The sequence below is a fragment of the Serratia sp. EC4 genome (assembly GCF_059652115.1).
Genome location: NZ_JBNIDE010000001.1, coordinates 265,490 through 284,754, shown reverse-complemented (window position 1 = coordinate 284,754; position 19,265 = coordinate 265,490). Strand labels below are relative to the sequence as shown.

Below are 19,265 nucleotides of genomic sequence, written 5' to 3'. Positions count from 1 at the left end.
CCCCCACTCAGATGCCAGTGGGGGCCGTAGCGTTCCCACTAAGCGATCTTAACCGCGCGCACCTCTTTGGATCTCAACTTCACGCGGATTGGCACCGATTTGTACGAAGGCGTGCCGCTCTCCTCATCGATGTAATGCAGCGGCACCAGCACGTTGGCTTCCGGGTAGTAGGCGCCGACCGATCCAGCTGAGATGTTGTAGGCGATCACCGTGATGCCTTCCAGGCGCTGGGTGCTGCCGGGCAGCGCCGTTTCCAGATCGACCACGTCGCCATGCTCCAGCCCCAAACGTTGCAGATCGCTGTCATTCATAAACAGCACGTCGCGCCGGCCGAAAACCCCGCGATAGCGGTCATCCAGGGCATAAATGGTGGTGTTGTACTGATCGTGGCTGCGCAGGGTGATCAGCCGCAGCGTATTTTGTTCCGCCGCAATCTGGTCTTCATGTAACCCGCTGAACACCGAAAACATCGCTTTGCCCGTCGCCGTCGGCCACTGGCGCTCGGTCGGCGGCAGCGGCATGCGGAAACCGCCGGGTTGGCGAATGCGCGCGTTGTAATCGTCGAAGCCCGGAATGGTTTTTTCGATCAGATCGCGGATCACGTCGTAATCTTCGATCAGTTCATCCCAGGGCACCTTGCTGGCGGGCATCACCGCTTTGGCCATGCCGGCCACAATGGCGGGTTCCGAACGCAACAGCTCCGACGCCGGTTTTAATTTGCCGGACGAGGCATGCACCATCGACATCGAATCCTCCACCGTCACCGATTGTCGCCCGCCGGCCTGCATGTCCAGTTCGGTGCGGCCCAGGCAGGGCAGAATGAGGGTTTCTTTCGCCACCAACAGATGGCTGCGGTTGAGTTTGGTGCCGATATGCACGCTTAACTCCAGCGCTTTCATCGCCGGGAAGCTCTGATCGGGGTCCGGCAGCGCCACGGCGAAGTTTCCGCCCAGGCAGATCAACGCCTTCGAGGCGCCGTCGATCATCGCCTGCATGCATTTCACGGCATCGTGACCGTGGGCCTTGGGCGGCGTGAAGCCAAACACCGTTTCCAACTTCGCCAAAAATTCGGCCGAGGGTTTTTCGGTGATGCCGACGGTGCGATTGCCCTGCACGTTAGAGTGGCCGCGCAGCGGGCAAATGCCGGCGCCCGGTTTGCCGATGTTGCCGCGCAGCAGCAGCAGGTCAGCGATCAGGCGCACGTTGGCCGTCCCTTTATTGTGCTGCGTAATGCCCATGCCGTAGGTCACGATGGTGGCGTTGGATTTCGCGTAAGCGGCGGCGACCTGTTCCAGATCCCGGCGCGCCAGGCCGCTCTCCGCCTCAATCGCATCCCAACCGGTGGCCTTCAGGTCGGCGGCGAAAGCCGTAAACCCTTCAGTGTGCTCGGCAATAAAGGCGTGATCCAGCGCATTGCCATGCTCATCATCCAACTGCAGCAACGCTTTGGCGATGCCTTTGAGCGCCGCGGCGTCACCGCCGGCTTTGACCTGATAGTAGGTTGAAGCGATCGGGGTCGAACTGTAGGTCGCCATTTCGATGACGTTTTGCGGATCGGTGAAACGTTCGAGCGCCCGCTCGCGCAGCGGGTTAAAGACAATGATCGGCACTTTTTTGCGCGCCAGCTCATGCAGCGTGCCCATCATGCGCGGGTGGTTGGTGCCCGGATTGTGCCCGATGGAGATAACCAGCTCCGCGCTGTCAAAGTCGTCCAGCGAGACGGTGCCTTTACCGATGCCGATCGATTGCGGCAGGCCAACGCTGGTCGGCTCATGGCACATGTTGGAGCAGTCGGGAAAGTTATTGCTGCCAAATTCACGCGCAAACAGCTGGAACAGGTAGGCCGCCTCATTGGACGCCCGGCCGGAGGTATAAAATTCCACCTGTTCCGGCGGCAGCGTCTGCAAGACGGCGGCGATGCGTTGGAACGCCTCGTCCCACGCCAGCGGGCGCAGGGTGTCCGTCCCGGCGTCATAAAACAGGGGCGTGGTCAGGCGGCCATAGTCTTCCAACTGATAATCGGTTTTTTGCAGCAGTGAGGTCACGGTATTTTGCGCCAGGAGTTCGGGCGTCACGCGCTTGCTGGTCGCTTCCCAGGTCACCGCTTTGGCGCCGTTTTCGCAAAACTGAAAGGTGGAGCGATGCTCTTTATCCGGCCATGCGCATCCCGGGCAGTCAAACCCGTCGGGCTGGTTGGTGCGCATCAGCGTCACCGGCGCTTCTAAGGTATCCATCTGCGTGCGCACGGCGATGGCCGTCGCTTTCAGCGCGCCCCAACCGCCGGCGGGCCCATCGTAGGGATGGACACCGGGTACTGCTCGTCTTTTCGCCATTGTTGATTGCCTCCGACACCGCTTACGATAAGTGCAGGTGATTGATTTAAAAATAATATTTTTGTTATCGTCTAAGAAGGAAGGCAGACGCCGCCGTCGTCAAACGCGCGCCTGTCGCTTCAGTATAGATGAGTAAGAAAGGGCGCAGCGGCAGTCAATGCGGGGAAGCAGCGGCCCGTCTAATTGAAGGCGGGCCGCCGGGGCGTTACTTTTTCACCACCAGGCCCACGCCGCGGCCACGCGGATCGGACGCGGTTTCCGGCGTGCGGCCATCGATGCGGATGACCTGAATATCCCCCATGTTCCAGCCCTGGTCTTCGAGGGTGTAACCCATGGCCTTCAGCTCGTCCGCCGGTTTGCCGGTCAGCGGCGCAAAGCTGTCATAGTAGACGGTGTCCTTCGGCAACAGCTGATGGTGCACGCGCTGGGCGGCCACCGCCTGCGCCAGCGGCAGGTGGTAATCGTAGAGGTTGTTGATCACCTGGAAGATCGAGGTGAAGATGCGTGAACCGCCCGGGGTGCCGATCACCAGGGTGACGTCGCCGTCGCGGGTGATGATGGTCGGGCTCATCGAGGAGAGCATGCGTTTGCCCGGCTCGATGGCGTTGGCGTCGCTGCCCACCACGCCGAAGGCGTTGGCGACGCCGGGTTTGGCGCTGAAGTCGTCCATCTCGTCGTTAAGCAGGAAGCCGGCGCCTTTGACCACCACGCCGCTGCCGAAGTCCCAGTTGAGCGTATAGGTGTTGCTGACCGCGTTGCCGGCGGCATCGACGATCGAAAAGTGGGTGGTTTGGTGGGTTTCCAGCCCCGGCCGCACCTTTTCGGTCGGCGAGATCGCCGTCGGGTTGATCTCGGCGGCGCGTTTTTGCAGGTAGTCGGGGGCGATCAGCTGCGCTTCCGGCACGTTAGTGAAATCCGGGTCGCCGAGGTAGTCGGCGCGATCGGCGAACACGCGTTTTTCGATTTCCGCCAGCAGGTGGATATAGCGCGCCGAGTTGAGCGGCACGCCCTTGAAGTCGGCGGCGCGATCTTCTTTTATCCCCAGCAGCTGCGCCAGCGCAATGCCGCCGGAGCTGGGCAGCGGGGCGGTATACACGGTGTTGCCGCGCCAGCTGATGCGCATCGGTTCACGCCATTTCACCCGATAGTCGGCCAAATCCGCCGCACCGATCAGCCCGTTGTCGCGCTGCATTTGCGCCACCAGCAGGCGAGCGGTTTCGCCGTGATAAAAATCGTCGGCGCCCGATTTGGCGATGCGCTCAAGGGTGGCGGCCAGCTCCGGCTGTTTGAACACCGTGCCGGGCTTCATGGCGCCGAAATAGTCGCCGAAGTTGGTTTTACCGGCGAACAGTTTGTTGGCGTCTTCACGGTATTGATACTGCTGGTCCGCCACGGTGAAACCTTGCCGGGCGTAACCTATCGCCGGCGTCAGCAGTTCGGCCCACGGCAGCTTGCCGAAACGCTTATGGGCTTCCCACAACCCTAGCACGGTGCCCGGCACACCGGCGGCGCGGCTGCCCACCAGGCTGAGATTCTCGATCACTTCGCCTTTCTCGTTCAGATACATGGTTTTGCCGGCGGCCTTGGGCGCCACTTCGCGGTAGTCGAGGAAATAGGGTTTGCCGTCGACGTACAACGTCATAAAGCCGCCGCCGCCGATATTGCCGGCTTCAGGGTAGGTAACGGCCAGGGTAAAGGCGGTGGCGACCGCCGCGTCGACCGCGTTGCCGCCGGCCTGCAGAATGTGCGCGGCGACCTTGGCGCCATACTGATCCGGGGCGGCGACCGCGCCGGCGGTCAGATCGGCGGCAAAGGCGGCGGGAACGGTGCAGGCAAGTGCCACGCTCAGAGCTATCGTTTTCAATAAACCGGCAGACATAGAAGATCCTTTTAGCGATGTTCAGTTATCAGGTGAATTCAACTAATTATTTTGAAACAGCAGGTTAGCGCGTTTTCTTCGGGTTGTTGCGACGCTTTATTGAAGGTAGCAGCGGTCAGGCGGGGCCGCCTGACCAGAGTAGCAAATCGTGACGTGGCGCGTTATGCGCCGGCGGACAGCGCCGACTGGAGCCATTGGCAGAAGTGCCGGGCGAGCGGATTGTGTTCGCTGTCGCGGTGCAGCAGCCACGCCCAGTTGGCGCCGCGCACGCGTTGCTCGGTTAGCGGTTGCAGCAGCCCGACGTCGCGCGCGTGTTGCGCCAGCAGTTGGCTGACCAACGCGATGCCGAGGCCATTGCAGGCGGCGTCCAGCAGCAGACCAGGATCGGAGAAGTTCAGCCCGCTGTCGCGTTGGCCGACGTGCGCGCCGCCCGCCACCGCCCAGTGGCTCCAGTCCATCTCACGTTCGCCGTGCAAGGTCACGCGCTGCTCCGGCGTCAACGCCAGCAGGCTGGGGTGGCAGGCGGGGTAGAGCCGGTCGGTACAGAGAACCTTGAAGGTGCAGTCCGCCTGCGCGCTGAGATCGTCGCGGATCGCCAGATCGATGCTGTCCGCCGCCATATCCGGCGGTTCAAAGCTGGTGAACAGCCACAGATCGATCTGCGGATGTCGCCGGTTGAAATCGCCCAGCCGCGGCGTCAGCCAGTGGCGGGCAAAGGCCGGGGTGGTGTTGACGATCAACTGGTTGGGTTTGCGGTACTGATCCAAACGGCGAATGCCGACGGCCAGCTGTTGCAGCATCACCTGTGCGGTGCTGAACAGATCGTGGCCGGCGTCGGTCAGCGTTACGCTGCGGCCGGTGCGGAAGAACAGCGGCTGTTCCAGAAACGCCTCGAGGCTGCGGATCTGCTGGCTGATGGCCGATTGGGTCAGGTGCAATTCTTCGGCGGCCTGATGAAAACTGCCCAGGCGCGCCGCCGCTTCGAAACCGCGCAGGGCGCTCAAAGGAGGCCAGTGTTTTAACATTATCGATAAGCCTGTCTAATCAGATATCCACTAAATATATCGTTTGTCGCGGTGGCAGGGGAAGACTAGCATGGGATTCAAGCGCCGGAGCGTAAAGAAACCGGCTAACCATTTGAATTTAAATTAATTTAAAGAGGCCGTTTATGGCAACGCGTCGCACCTTTATCAAGCAGCTTTCGGCAGTGGCCGGCGTGGGTTTGGCGGCATCGCTGGGCATTTCGTTACACGGTCACGCGAAAGCTGCGCTTAACCCGGTCTGGCGCCTCCCCGATGAAGGGGAACCGCAGCAGCGGGCGTTTCTCGCATTCGGCGCGCAGCGTGCGATTTGGGGCGGGTTCACGGCGGACGTGCAGGCCGCGCAGGGGCGCATCGCCCGCGCCATCGCCGAGTTTCAGCCGCTGACGGTATTTTGCCGCGCGCACGAACGGCAGCTGGCGGAAGCGATCTGCGGCAGCCATAACGTCAGCTATGTCGTCACCGAGTTGGATGACATCTGGGTGCGCGACATCGGCGCCAATTTCGTCGTCAACGACGCCGGTGCGCTGGGCGCGGTGGATTTCAACTTCAACGGCTGGGGCAATAAACAGCGACATGCCAAGGATGCGCGTCTGGCGGCGTTCGCCGCCAAAAAATACGGCGTCGCTCAACCGCGCCGCAGCGCGCTGGTAGGCGAAGGCGGCGGCATCGAAGTGGATGGGCACGGCACCGGCATCATGACCGAGAGCTGCTGGGTGAATGCGAACCGCAACCCGGGCTGGAGCCGGGAGCGGGTTGAGCGGGAGCTGAAAGCGATGCTCGGCCTGCGCAAAATTATCTGGCTGCCGGGCATTAAAGGCCGGGATATCACCGATGCCCACGTCGATTTTTACGCCCGTTTCGTGCGGCCGGGCGTGGTGGTGGCCAACCTGGATACCGATCCGGCCTCTTATGATCATGCGGTTACCCAGGCGCATCTGGCGATCCTCAAGACAGCGACTGACGCCGATGGCCGCACGTTGCAGGTGCATACGCTTTCGCCGCCGCTGGCGCCGCGCGACAGCCGATTCAGCCGCCGCAACCCCGATTTCGCGGCGGGCTACATCAACTACTTCGTGATCAACGGCGCGGTGATCGCCCCTGAATTTGGCGACCCGCAGGCGGATAAGGCGGCGTTTACGCTGCTGTCGGCGCTCTATCCGCAGCGCAAGGTGGTACAGTTGGAGATCGACGCCATCGCCGCCGGCGGCGGCGGCATTCACTGCGTGACCAGCCAACTGCCGGTGCATGGCAAGCCAGAGCAGTGAATGTTCAAAAAATGCGCACGCGGTTGTTTGTCGCCATAGGCTGTGGTTGGCTGAGTGGAAACATAAGGAGGCCATAATGAACGACTCCCCCTTGAGCATCCCCACTTGGTATCGCGATCCGCACGCAGAGCAGGCCATGGCGGAAGGCCATGCGCCTATCTGGCGGCATCTGCTAACTCTGGTGCCGGAACACGAACTGTCCGGCGTCAGGGTGTTGGATTTCGGCTGCAATCAAGGCGGTTTTCTGCGTCTGTTGCACCAAATCCGGCCATTTCGTGAAGGGCTCGGCGTCGATATCGCCCGCCAGTCCGTCGAACACGCCAACCGCCTGAAAGGAAACCTGCCGATCGGTTATCAAACCGACACGCGGCTGACGGGCTGGGATGACCATTTCGATATCGCCTTCAGCCATGAGGTCATCTACCTGATCGAAGATATCGCGCAGCATGCCGCCGATATGCTGCGGGCGCTGAAGCCGGGCGGCGTTTACTATGCGGTGACCGGTTGCCACACCGACAACCCGCTGTGGCCGCAATGGCGCGCAAGGGTAGCTGAACAGACGCACACCGTGGTGCAGGATCGCTCGCTGGACGACTATGCACGCATTTTCTCCGGCGCGGGGTTCCAGGTTTCTGCCCGCAGGCTGGGTTTTTCCGGCTTCGTACCCTATGAGCCGGACGGTTGGATGCCGAATATCGCGGCGGCGATCGACTACTATTGGCACACCAAAACGGTGTTTCGGCTGGTTAAATCCCCAGAACCAGTGAGTTAACGCGCCGGGCCGATGCCGTAGCGCAGCAGGGCGACGGCGTGGCGGGCGATATCTTCGGCGTTTAGCTGGCCTTTATCCCGTTCGCGCCGCCATTTGGGCGCGGTGGCCAGCGGCAGCAGCGTGATGCCGAACAGGGTGAAGAACAGCAGGGCAGGCTCGAGATCGGGATTGAGTTTACCCTGCGCCTGCCAGCGCGCGATGGCTTGCAGCGCGATCTGATGGCGTTCATTACCGAAGCGTTCATCCATGCGCTGTTTCAGCACGCCGCTTTCACTCATGACCTCCCGCAGCCACAGCGGGGCGAACCAGGGGTGTTCCAACGCGATGTCGATAAAACGTTGCGCCAGCAGGGTGAAGGTGGTGACGGGATCGTCCGCGTTGGCGTCGAATACTTCGCCGGCCATCTTGCGCACCGGCAGAAAGCGCTCCTCGATCAGCACGTCCAGCAGCTGATCGCGGTTATGAAAGTAGTAGTGCAGCATGGCCGGGGTGACGTTTGCCTCGCGCGCAATGGCGTTCAACGAGGTGTCTACGATCCCCTGGCGGGCAAACAGGTTCAGTGCGGTATCAAGCAAATGCTCGCGTTTGTCAGCCCCTTTGGGGCCGCCGCTCGGCCGGCCGGGGCGGCGAGGCTTGGCGGGAGTTTGAACGTTTCGTGCTGTCATCGCGGTGAGATCCATTGACCGGAGAAAAGGATGACTCATATATTAATTATGCGATTAATTAATTACAAGTGAACTGACTCCGATGGAGATAGAAAACCCGACAATCCAGCCCGATCACGGCGGGGCGCCAGCCAAGGCGACTTCGCTCCCGTTGCTGTTTTCCGCGTTGCTGCTGGTGATGCTGCTGGCGGCGCTGGATCAAACCATTGTCTCCACCGCGCTGCCGACCATCGTCGGCGAGTTTGGTGGGCTTGAAAAACTGTCCTGGGTGGTGACGGCCTATCTGCTGTCTTCCACTATCGTGGTGCCGCTGTACGGCAAATTCGGCGATCTTTTCGGCCGCAAGATTGTGCTGCAAATCGCTATTTTGCTGTTTTTGCTTGGGTCGGTACTGTGTGGGCTGGCGCAAAATATGACGCAGCTGATTATGATGCGCGCGCTGCAAGGGTTGGGCGGCGGCGGGCTGTTGGTGGTCACCCTGGCGGTGGTCGGCGACGTGATCCCGCCGGCGGAACGCGGCCGTTATCAGGGGCTGTTCGGCGGGGTATTCGGCCTGGCCACGGTGGTGGGGCCGCTGATCGGCGGCCTGTTGGTGCAGCATTTTTCCTGGCGCTGGATTTTCTACATCAATCTGCCGCTGGGTCTGTTCGCCCTGCTGGTGATTGGCGCAGTGTTTCAGTCGCAGGTTAATCGAGTGCGGCATGAAATCGACGTCCTGGGCGCCGGTTACCTGGCGATGGCGCTCACCTGCATCATCCTGTTCACCAGCCAGGGGGGCACGGTAATGGCCTGGTCGGACGGCCAGCTGTGGTGCATTCTGGCCTTTGGCCTGGTGTCGCTGGGCGGCTTTATCTATGAGGAACGGCTGGCCGCTGAACCGATCATTCCCCTCGGGCTGTTTCGCAACCGCACCTTCGTGCTGTGCGGCCTGATCGGCTTTATCGTCGGCATGTCGCTGTTCGGCTCCGTGACTTTCCTGCCGCTGTATCTGCAGGTGGTGAAAGGCTCGACGCCATCGCAGGCCGGAATGCAGCTGCTGCCGTTGATGGGCGGCATTATGGCCAGCTCGATCATCAGCGGGCGGATCATCAGCAAACGCGGTAAATATCGCCTGTTCCCGATCGTCGGTACCCTGTGCGCGCTGGGGGCCATGACGCTGCTCGGCACTCTGACCAATAACACGCCGGTGCAGCAACTGTATCTGTACCTTTGCCTGCTGGGATTGGGGCTGGGCATGGTGATGCAAGTGATGATTTTGGCGGCGCAAAACAGCGTGGAGCCCCGACATATCGGGGTTGCGACGTCCAGCGCCACGCTGTTCCGCTCTATCGGCGGTTCGATAGGCGTGGCGGTGTTCGGGGCGATTTTCACGCAGGTGTTGCACACCCGTTTGGCGGCGCTGTTGCCGGAAGGCGCGCAGCTGCCGCGCTCGCTCGGCGCAGAAGCGGTGCACCATTTGCCGACGGCGCTGCAGCAGGATTACCTGCAGGCTTTCGGCGGGGCGATCCATTCGGTGTATCAAATTGCCGCCGGGGTGATGGCGCTGGCTTTTGCGCTGACCTGGCTCTTGAAAGACGTGCCGCTGCGGCACAAATAATCGCGATACCGGCCGGTTCTGCCCGACGGACTTTTACCGAATCCTTACGCAACCCTTTCAGAAGCGCATCGCGGCATTCGATATATTGAGAATAGTTATTCTCAATAGGATCGTATTGCAATGCAGAGGAAAACGCTTTTAGCGCTGGGGCTGTCGCTGTCGCTGGCCGCCTGCGATGGGCAAAACGCCGGCGCGCCGACGGGCGCAGGCGGTGAACGGGAGGTCGGCGTGGTCACGCTGCGCGGCCAGTCGGTGACCCTGAGCAGCGAGCTGACCGGCCGGGTCAACGCCACCATGACCTCCGACGTGCGGCCGCAGGTCGATGGCATCATCAAGCAGCGGCTGTTTACCGAAGGGGCCGAGGTGAAAGCCGGGCAGGTATTGTATCAAATTGATCCCGCCAGCTATCAGGCCAGCTACGATCAGGCCGCCGCCCAGCTGAAAAATGCCCAGGCCACGGTGCAATCCACCCGGCTCAAATCGCAGCGCTATGCGGCGCTGGTGAAAGAAAACGGCGTTTCCAAACAGGACGCAGACGACGCCAAAGCCGCGTATCTGCAGGCCGTGGCGTCGGTGGCGCAGTATCAGGCGGCGCTGGAGACGGCGCGCATCAATCTCGGCTATACCCAGGTGCGTGCGCCCATCGCCGGGCGCATCGGCATCTCATCCGTGACGCCGGGCGCGCTGGTCACCGCCAGCCAGACCGATGCGTTGGCCACCATCCGCGCGTTGGATCCGATCTATGTCGATCTGACCCAGTCCAGCGCCCAGATGCTTAAGCTGCGACGCCAGCAGGCGGCGTTACAGCGCGGCGCGGTCACGCCGGTCGCCATCAAGCTGGAGGACGGCACGTCTTATCCCCACGCCGGCAAGCTGGAGTTGACCGAGGTGGCGGTGGATGAGGCCACCGGTTCGGTCACGCTGCGCGCTGTGTTCCCCAACCCCGAACATGAACTGTTGCCCGGCATGTATGTCCACGCCACGGTGGATAACGGCGTCGATTCTAAAGCCATTCTGGCGCCGCAGCAGGGCATCACCCGCAATGCCAAAGGGGAAGCCACCGCGTTGGTGGTGGACGAGCAAAATAAAGTGGCGCAGCGCACCGTCACCGCCGAACGGGTGGTGGGCAGCAACTGGCTGATCGGCAGCGGGCTGAACGAGGGCGATCGCCTGATCGTCGAAGGCACCAGCAAGGTGACGATCGGCGCGGCGGTGAAGCCGGTCGCCGTCTCGCTCGACAAAGCCCAACGCGGGGAGCAGTGATATGGCGCAGTTCTTTATCCGCCGCCCGGTGTTCGCCTGGGTGATCGCCATCATCATCATGCTGTGCGGCCTGATGTCGATCAATTCGTTGCCCATCTCGCAGTACCCGGACGTGTCACCGCCGCAGATTTCCATCTCCGCCACTTATCCGGGCGCGGACGCGGAAACGCTGGAAAACAGCGTCACCCAAGTGATTGAACAGCAGCTCACCGGTCTGGATGGCCTGCTGTATTTCTCTTCGACCAGCAGCTCCAGCGGCTCGGTCAGCATCGACGTCACCTTTGATCAGGGCACCGATCCGGATATCGCGCAGGTGCAGGTGCAAAACAAAGTTCAGCAGGCGGAAAGCCGCTTGCCGAGCGCGGTCACCGCCCAAGGCGTGACGGTCAAGAAATCCCAGAGCAGCTTTCTGCTGATCGTTGGGCTGTATGACGAGAACGACAAGGCGACGATGGCCGACATTTCCGACTATCTGGTCAGCAACCTGCAGGATCCGCTGTCGCGCATCGAGGGCGTGGGGGACGTGCAGGTGTTCGGTTCGGAATACGCGATGCGCATCTGGCTGGATCCGACCAGGCTGGCGAGCTATGCGCTGATGCCTTCCGACGTGCAGACGGCGATCGAGGCGCAAAACACCCAGGTGTCCGCCGGCAAGGTAGGCGATCTGCCGGCCGCCGCCGATCAACAGCTGACCGCCACGGTGAAGGCGCAGTCGCGGCTGCAAACGCCGGAACAGTTTCGCAATATCATCCTGAAAAGCAACAGCAGCGGCGCGCTGGTGCGGCTGGGCGACGTGGCGCGGGTTGAGCTGGGCAACGAAGATTACTCCGCCAGCGCGCACCTCAACGGCCACCCGGCGGCGGGGATCGCGGTCAAGCTGGCGGCGGGGGCCAACGCCCTCAACACCGCCAAGCTGGTGAAGGCCAAGGTGGCGGAATACCAAAGCGCGATGCCGCAGGGTTATAAGGTGGCCTACCCGAAAGACAGCACCGACTTCATCAACATCTCGATCGAGGAGGTGGTGAAAACGCTGTTCGAAGCGGTGGTCCTGGTGGTGGTGGTGATGTTCGTGTTCCTGCAAAACCTGCGCACCACGCTGATCCCGACCATCACCGTGCCGGTGGTGTTGCTGGGCACCTTCGGCGTGCTGGCGGCGTTCGGCTACTCGATCAATACCCTGACGCTGTTCGGCATGGTGCTTGCGATCGGGCTGTTGGTGGACGACGCCATCGTGGTGGTGGAAAACGTCGAACGCGTGATGCGTGAAGATAAACTGCCGCCGCGCGAGGCGACGGAGAAATCGATGCGCGAGATCACCGGCGCGCTGGTCGGCATCGCGCTGGTGCTGTCGGCGGTGTTTCTGCCGATGGCGTTCTTCGGCGGTTCCACCGGGGTGATCTACCGTCAGTTTTCGATTACCGTCGTCTCCTCGATGGTGCTGTCGGTCGTGCTGGCGTTGACGCTGGCGCCGGCGCTGTGCGCCACATTGCTGAAATCGACGCATGAAGAACAGACCGACAAAGGGCTGCTGGGTAAATTCAACCGCGGTTATAACCGGTTGCAGGAGAAGTACGCCGACAAGGTCGGCGGGGTGATCCACCGGCCGACGCGCTATCTGCTGCTGTACGGCCTGCTGCTGATCGCCACCGCCGTGATGTATCTGCGTTTGCCGACCGGTTTCCTGCCCAATGAGGATCAGGGTTCGGTGATGGTGCAGTACACCTTGCCGGCCGGCGCCACCAACGCCCGCACCTCGGCGGTGAGCGAGGCGGTCACCGCCTATTTCCTTGAGCAGGAAAAGGCCAACGTCAGCACCATTTTCACCATCAACGGCTTCGGTTTCAGCGGCAGCGGGCAAAACGCCGGCATGGCGTTCGTCAGCCTCAAAGACTGGAGCCAACGCGACGGCAGCGAAAACACCGCCGACGCCATCGCCAAACGCGCCATGGCGCACTTTGCCTCGCTGCGCGACGCCCAGGTGTTCTCCATGAGCCCGCCGGCGATCGACGGCTTCGGCCAGTCCGACGGCTTCACCTTCGAACTGCAGGCCAAAGGGGCGACCACCCGCGCCGAGCTGCAGGCGATGCGCGATCAGATCGTCGCCGCCGCCGCCGGCAATCCATCGCTGTTGGCGGTACGCGCCAACACCTTGCCGGACACTCCGCAGCTGCAGGTGGAGATCGACAGCGGCAAACTGCAGGCGCTCGGCCTGAGCGCCGGCGACGTCAACAGCACGCTCAGCAGCGCGTTCGGCAGCACCTACGTCAACGACTTTATCGATCGCAACCGGGTGAAAAAAGTCTATATGCAGGGCGACGTAGAGTATCGCGCCAAGCCGGAAGATCTCGACAAATGGTTTGTGCGCGGCACCAACGCGGCGGGCGACAGCAGCATGACGCCGTTCTCCGCTTTTGCTTCCTCACACTGGATCTACGGCCCGGAAAACCTGTCGCGCTATAACGGGCTGTCGTCGTTCGAGATCACCGGGCAGGGCGCCGCCGGCGTCAGTTCCGGCACGGCGATGAGCGAGATGGAGAAACTGGCGGCGAAATTCTCCGCCGGCAGCAGCTATTCCTGGAGCGGGCTCTCCTATCAGGAGCGGCTGACCAGCGGCCAGGCGTCGTCGCTGTACGCCATTTCGCTCATCGTGGTGTTCCTGTGCCTGGCGGCGCTGTATGAGAGCTGGTCGATTCCGTTTGCGGTGATGTTGGTGGTGCCGATGGGCATCGTGGGTTCGCTGTTGGCAATCACGCTGCGCGGGCTGGAGAACGATATCTACTTCCAGGTGGCGCTGCTCACCATCGTCGGTTTGTCGGCGAAAAACGCCATTCTGATCGTCGAGTTCGCCGAGGAAATGCATCAGCGCGGTGAAACGCTGATTGGCGCGGCGGTTCACGCGGCGCGCATGCGCCTGCGGCCGATCCTGATGACCTCACTGGCGTTCACCGCCGGGGTTCTGCCGCTGGCGGTATCCAGCGGCGCCGGCGCCAACAGCCGCATCGCCATCGGTACCGGCATTATCGGCGGCACCCTTACCGCCACCGCATTGGCCATCTTTTTCGTCCCGCTGTTTTATGTGCTGGTGCGCCGCGTGTTTAGCCGCCGCTCCGCCAGCCGGCCGCCACAGGCAGGAGAATAACGTGTTGCAACGAGTCATGATGTTAACTTTGCCGCTGCTGTTGGCTGGCTGTATTTCGCTGGATCCTGATTATCAGCGGCCGACGGCGCCGATAGCGGCAACGCTGCCGCAGGGCGAGGCCGCCGGCAAGCAGGCGTTGAGCTACCCGGACATCGCCTGGCGCGACTATGTGCAGGACGCCAGGTTGCGCCAGGTGGTGGCGATGGGGCTGAGCAGCAGCCGCGATCTGCGCGAGGCGATCGCCAATATCGCGTCGGCGCGCGCGCTGTACGGTGAGCAGCGCGCGGCGCTGTTGCCGACGATCAACGCCACCGCCGACGGCAGCCGCGGGCGTTCGCTGACCGGCAACGGCAATGCCACCGCCATCAGCCAGAGTTACGAAGCGCAGGCCGGCGTCAGCGCCTTTGAGCTGGATCTGTTCGGCAAAAACGCCAGCCTGTCGCGGGCGGCGTTCGAAACTTACCTGGCTAACTCGGAGGCGGCGAAAAGCACCCGTCTGACGCTGATCGCCGATATCGTCACCGACTGGGTGGCGGTGGCGGCCGAGCGCAGCAATCTGGCGGTGGCGCAGCAGACGATGGAAAGCGCCAAACGGTCGCTGGAGGTGACGCGCAAGAACCAGCAGCACGGGATTTCATCGTTGGTTGACGTGGCGTCGGCGGAGACCGTTTATCAACAGGCGCGATCGGACGCCGCCAGCTATGCGTCCAGCGCCGCGCAGGCGAAAAACGCGCTGGATTTGGCGGTGGGGCAAAGCGTGCCGGAAAACCTGCTGCCCGGCGGCATCGACGCGCTGGGCGGGATCATGCGCGACCTGCCGGCCGGGGTGTCTTCGCAGGTGCTGCTGACGCGGCCGGACGTGCTGCAGGCCGAGCATAATTTGAAATCCGCCAACGCCAATATCGGCTCGGCGCGGGCGGCGTTCTTCCCGTCGATCAGCCTGACCGCCAGCGGCGGGGTGGGCAGCGGTGAACTCTCGTCGCTGTTCAGCCACGGCGCGGGCGTGTGGTCGTTCGCACCGAGCATCAGCCTGCCGATTTTCAGCGGCGGCTATAACACGTCGCAACTGAACTACAGCAAAGCGCAGAGAGATCTGTATGTCGCCACCTATGAGAAAGCGGTGCAGACGGCATTTCAGGAAACCGCCGACGCGCTGGCGCGCAAAGCCACGCTGCAGGAACAGCTGGCGGCGCAAACCGGCTATGTGGCGGCGGCGCGGCAATATTATCGTCTGGCCGAACTGCGCTACCGCCAGGGCGTGGACAGCTATCTGACCGTGCTGGACGCGCAGCGCACGCTGTATACGGCGCAGCAGTCGCTGATCGCCGCGCAGCAGACCGCGTACGACAATCAGGCCACCCTGTATAAAGTGTTGGGCGGCGGGGTTGCCGCCGAGCGGCAGGGGGACGGCGTCATCGCCGACAAGACGACGCTCAGCCGCTAACCGTCGACCGCGCGCGCCAGAAGTGTGGCTGCGCGCGGTTTTTTATGGAAAGTGTAAAGAAACAGAAAACCCGGCCGGCATCCCGAACTCGCCGCGGCGGGCAGAGTCAGACAGATAATTGCACTCACTTTTTCTTCATATCGGCTCGAGGTCGTCATGGCAGAAGACATTCAGCAACAGGTCATCGCGCTTATCGCCGCCTTCAACGCATCAGGCCGGCTGCAGAAGGGCGTGGCCATCACCCCGGAAACCGAGATCAACACCGCGCTCAACCTGTCGTTCAGCGACTCCAACACGTTGATGCGCCGCTACTTCGATACCTTCGGCGTCGACAGCGGCAACTACAATCACGAGCTTTATTTCCAGCCGCCGAGCAATACCGGGCGCTGGTTTTCCCCCTCCGCCTGTAAAGAACACACCCGGCCGCTGTGCGTATCCATGCTGGTGCGCTCCGCGCGCGCCAAACGCTGGCTGTACGACATCCATTTCCTGATCGAGCAGCTCCGTTAGCGCGCGTTACTGCTCCAATACCTCGGCGAACTTAGCCAGCCATTGCGGATGCGCCGGCCAGGCCGGGGCGGTGACCAGATTGCCATCGACGTGCGCCTGATCGATGCCGATCTCCGCATAATGGCCGCCGCCCAGCCGCACCTCCGGCGCGCAGGCCGGGTAGGCGCTGCAGGTGCGGCCTTTCAACACCCCGGCCGCTGCCAGCAGCTGCGGGCCGTGGCAAACGGCGGCGATCGGTTTTTTCGCGGCGTCAAACGCCTGCACCAGCGCGATCACGTCGGGATTCAGGCGCAGGTATTCCGGCGCCCGACCGCCAGGGATCAAGAGCGCATCGTAGTGCTCTTCTTTGGCGGCGGCGAAGTCGGCGTTCAGGGTGAAACGGTGGCCGGGTTTCTCGCTGTAGGTCTGCGCGCCGTCAAAATCGTGGATCGCGGTCTGGATGTAGTCGCCGACGGCTTTGCCGGGGCACACGGCGTCCACCCAATGGCCGATCATCTGCAATGCCTGAAACGGCACCATGGTTTCGTAATCTTCGGCGTAGTCGCCGACCAGCATCAGGATCTTTTTCTTGCTCATGATCACAACTCCTGCAGAAAGGGGGATGCCTAAGGTATAGCCCAGCCCCCCCGGGAATGCGAACCGCAAAGTGCGGTGGAATACACGATAAAAAAGCGTAAAAATTGAGTTGACTTTCTTGGCGAGAATAAAGGCCATAATTATCCAGGCGTTCTCATCAGTAATGAATTTGATTTTCGTTTGTTTCCTATGATAGAAAAACGGCTCCCCACTAAAATGGAAAGGAAATCTGTTAGCACGCTTCATACGAATACATAAGAACTCTGTGATTATTACCATTGCGTAATAATGGAAAGCACTTGTTTAATTTTTTTATTATTTTGAAGGAACAAAAAAATGCCTATTTTAAATCGCTGTGCCACAGCCTGCGCACTGGCGCTGAGCCTGCTGGGGAGCTCGGTTGCCGCACACGCTGGCGAACAAGAGGAACTCACCCAAAAACTGGATGAGTCGGTAATGATGTATGCTTACTCTAAGAGCAGTAGCGATATGGACACCATTAATGAACTGATCAAAAATGGCGCTCACCCCACTATTCAAACGGTATGGTATGCCGCCTATTACAAACAGCCGGCGCTGCTCGATCGTTTTCTTGATATGTCGGTGAATGTGAATCAAGCCATCAGTGACAATGGAGAAACCGTATTGTTGTCAGCGTTGGGAAATACCGACAAGTCTGAATTATCCGATGATGACCTTCACATTTTACAGAGCTTGCTAAAAGCGGGTGCCAATACCAATGTCATTGCGCAAGGGGGGACTAATACACCGCTTATTGCCGCCGCCCAAAGCCAAGGAGCCGCGCCCGCGTTGGTGAAACTGTTGCTGCAATCTGGTGCGGATGCCAAGCAGGTTACCCCGCAAGGATTCTCACCGATCATGGGGGAAGGGGCGGCTAATCTGGAGGTCATCAAACTGCTGGTAGCCGCCGGTACAGATCCTTATGGCGTCAGCAAGGTAGGATCAACGCCTTTGCACTTTGTTTGCACGCGGGATTCTTCCCAGGACGGCCAGCCGGACCCGCAAGCGGCGCAGCGTATCGCCTTGTTGCATAAACCCGGAACCTCTATCGATGCTCAACCGCCCCAGCAACAGGCCTGGCCTGTTGGCACACCGCTGCTGGAAAGCCTGACCAGCAATAATCCTGACTGCGTCAAGGCGTTGTTGGCTGCGGGTGCCGATAAAGATGCGCTGGCTTTCCCGGCAGAGTATGTGGCAGCAGATCCAAGCGTAAAAGGTAAAACGGTTCGTCAGAATATACTCGGGGCGGCAGAAAAATATCCCGACCTGTATTCGCCGGAAATCGTGGCCTTGTTTCAAAAATAGGTGAAACGAAAAAGGGGGCTTTCGCCCCCTGATACAATGGCCCGCTCGCAGGCCAAATAAGCTGGCATCAACCTGGGTAGATGCCGCGCTCTTTACGTGCGGTCAGGATGCGCTCACAGGCCACGATATAAGCGGCGGTGCGCAGGCTGCACTCTTTCTCGGCGGCCTTGTTCCAGACGTGGACCATCGCGTCGGTCATGATCTTGTCCATACGCTCGTTGATCTCGGACTCGCTCCAGAAGTAGCTCGCCATGTCCTGCACCCACTCGAAGTAACTGACCGTTACGCCGCCGGCGTTACAGATAACGTCCGGAACCACGGTGATGTTACGGGAACGCAGAATGTCGTCCGCTTCCGGGAAGGTTGGGCCGTTAGCCCCTTCCAGCACCAGTTTGGCGCTGAGGATTTCGGCGCGCTGACGGGTGATCTGGCCTTCCAGCGCCGCAGGGATCAGGATGTCCATGTCGACCGACCAGAACGCTTCGCTCTCGATCTCGCTGGCGCCAGGGAAGCCGGCGATCTGCTTGTGCTTGGCCTGGTATTCGGTCAGCGCCACCAGGTCGATGCCGTCGGCGTTGAACAGGGTAGCGGAGTGGTCCTGGATGGTGACGACGCGCGCGCCGACGCCGACGAACAGACGGGCCGCTTCGCTGCCCACGTTACCGAAGCCTTGTACCGCCACTTTGGCGCCTTCGATCTGCACGCCCAGACGCTTGGCCACTTCGCTGCCGGTGACGAACACGCCGCGGCCGGTCGCTTTCTCACGGCCCAGGGAACCGCCGAGGTGGATGGGTTTGCCGGTGACCACGCCGGTGATGGTGGTGCCGTGGTTCATGGAGTAGGTGTCCATCATCCAGGCCATCACTTTGGCGTTGGTGCCGACGTCCGGCGCAGGAATGTCTTTCTGTGGCCCGATGATGAAGCCGATTTCACTGGTGTAGCGGCGGGTCAGTCGCTCCAGTTCACCTTCAGACAGTTTGAACGGGTCGACGCGGATGCCGCCCTTGGCGCCGCCGTACGGCAGGTTGACCGCGGCACACTTGATGGTCATCCAGGCGGACAGGGCCATCACTTCGTTCAGATCGACGTCAGGGTGGAAGCGGATGCCGCCTTTGCCCGGCCCGCGCGACAGGTTGTGCTGTACGCGGAAACCTTCGAAGTGACGGATGGTGCCATCGTCCATCTGCAGCGGGATATCGACAATCAAAGCGCGCTTAGGGTGACGCAGCGTATCAACCCAGCGTGACAGGTCGCCGAGGTAAGGGGCGACGCGATCGATTTGTTGCAGATATGTAGCCCAAGCGGTGGTGCTGCTGTCTGAAGCGTAGGATAGCTTTTCCATAACCAACCTTTATATATTAGAGGTATTTATTTCGTTTAACCGTGGATTAGCAAGCGCATAACACTTTGCGACGCTAAATTTACCACTAATTATGCCGGTTGTTAGCCCCCC

General features: G+C 61.2%; 14 protein-coding genes. 8 read left to right on the top strand and 6 right to left on the bottom strand.

All coding sequences use genetic code 11. From position 1 onward, the window contains the following. Positions 1-38: 38 nt before the first annotated feature. The 3 genes from ACP39K_RS01285 to ACP39K_RS01275 all read right to left on the bottom strand — a co-directional run bounded on the left by ACP39K_RS01285 (position 39) and on the right by ACP39K_RS01275 (position 5,237). Positions 39-2,333: an FdhF/YdeP family oxidoreductase gene (locus ACP39K_RS01285; protein ID WP_497008241.1), complete on the bottom strand. Its 2,295-nt coding sequence runs from the start codon at positions 2,331-2,333 to the stop codon at positions 39-41. 205 nt (positions 2,334-2,538) lie between these two features. Beyond that, positions 2,539-4,212 carry a gamma-glutamyltransferase gene (gene ggt / locus ACP39K_RS01280; protein ID WP_033640258.1) on the bottom strand — a complete coding sequence of 558 codons (1,674 nt, stop codon included), beginning with the start codon at positions 4,210-4,212 and terminating at the stop codon, positions 2,539-2,541. Between the two features lie 161 nt (positions 4,213-4,373). Continuing rightward, positions 4,374-5,237, bottom strand: coding sequence for a LysR substrate-binding domain-containing protein (locus ACP39K_RS01275; protein WP_033640260.1), 864 nt, complete (start codon positions 5,235-5,237; stop codon positions 4,374-4,376). A gap of 143 nt (positions 5,238-5,380) precedes the next feature. Between ACP39K_RS01275 and ACP39K_RS01270 the strand changes: the two genes are divergently transcribed. Next, on the top strand, positions 5,381-6,520 hold the full coding sequence (locus ACP39K_RS01270; RefSeq protein ID WP_060445130.1) for an agmatine deiminase family protein: 1,140 nt from the start codon (positions 5,381-5,383) through the stop codon (positions 6,518-6,520). Between the two features lie 76 nt (positions 6,521-6,596). Continuing rightward, entirely contained in the window at positions 6,597-7,292 is a 696-nt protein-coding gene (locus tag ACP39K_RS01265; protein ID WP_048797238.1) for a class I SAM-dependent methyltransferase, read from the top strand. Here ACP39K_RS01265 and ACP39K_RS01260 read toward each other — a convergent pair. After that, positions 7,289-7,957 (bottom strand): TetR/AcrR family transcriptional regulator, encoded by a 669-nt coding sequence (locus ACP39K_RS01260; protein ID WP_261280419.1) that lies wholly within the window; start codon positions 7,955-7,957, stop codon positions 7,289-7,291. The two genes, ACP39K_RS01265 and ACP39K_RS01260, sit on opposite strands and share 4 nt — an antisense overlap. Before the next feature lie 82 nt (positions 7,958-8,039). Between ACP39K_RS01260 and ACP39K_RS01255 the strand changes: the two genes are divergently transcribed. The 5 genes from ACP39K_RS01255 (at position 8,040) to ACP39K_RS01235 (ending at position 15,910) form a co-directional block, all read left to right on the top strand. Next, positions 8,040-9,554 carry an MDR family MFS transporter gene (locus tag ACP39K_RS01255; protein WP_497008240.1) on the top strand — a complete coding sequence of 505 codons (1,515 nt, stop codon included), beginning with the start codon at positions 8,040-8,042 and terminating at the stop codon, positions 9,552-9,554. 120 nt (positions 9,555-9,674) lie between these two features. Beyond that, positions 9,675-10,817, top strand: a complete 1,143-nt coding sequence (locus ACP39K_RS01250; protein ID WP_048797236.1) for an efflux RND transporter periplasmic adaptor subunit — start codon at positions 9,675-9,677, stop codon at positions 10,815-10,817. Position 10,818: 1 nt separating this feature from the next. After that, on the top strand, positions 10,819-13,956 hold the full coding sequence (locus tag ACP39K_RS01245) for an efflux RND transporter permease subunit (RefSeq protein WP_497008239.1): 3,138 nt from the start codon (positions 10,819-10,821) through the stop codon (positions 13,954-13,956). 1 nt (position 13,957) lies between these two features. After that, complete coding sequence (locus tag ACP39K_RS01240) at positions 13,958-15,400, top strand: efflux transporter outer membrane subunit (RefSeq protein ID WP_289526236.1); 1,443 nt, start codon at positions 13,958-13,960, stop codon at positions 15,398-15,400. 156 nt (positions 15,401-15,556) lie between these two features. After that, a complete protein-coding gene (locus ACP39K_RS01235) occupies positions 15,557-15,910 on the top strand; it encodes a DUF1493 family protein (RefSeq protein WP_033640270.1) in 354 nt (117 codons plus the stop codon). 6 nt (positions 15,911-15,916) lie between these two features. Here the strand turns inward: ACP39K_RS01235 and ACP39K_RS01230 are convergent, their stop codons facing one another. Beyond that, entirely contained in the window at positions 15,917-16,486 is a 570-nt protein-coding gene (locus ACP39K_RS01230) for a DJ-1/PfpI family protein (protein WP_004937978.1), read from the bottom strand. 336 nt (positions 16,487-16,822) lie between these two features. Between ACP39K_RS01230 and ACP39K_RS01225 the strand changes: the two genes are divergently transcribed. Then, positions 16,823-17,812 carry an ankyrin repeat domain-containing protein gene (locus tag ACP39K_RS01225; protein ID WP_413712653.1) on the top strand — a complete coding sequence of 330 codons (990 nt, stop codon included), beginning with the start codon at positions 16,823-16,825 and terminating at the stop codon, positions 17,810-17,812. A gap of 67 nt (positions 17,813-17,879) precedes the next feature. Here ACP39K_RS01225 and ACP39K_RS01220 read toward each other — a convergent pair whose 3' ends face one another. Beyond that, a complete protein-coding gene (locus ACP39K_RS01220; protein WP_025302877.1) occupies positions 17,880-19,154 on the bottom strand; it encodes a Glu/Leu/Phe/Val family dehydrogenase in 1,275 nt (424 codons plus the stop codon). Between the last annotated feature and the right edge of the window lie 111 nt (positions 19,155-19,265).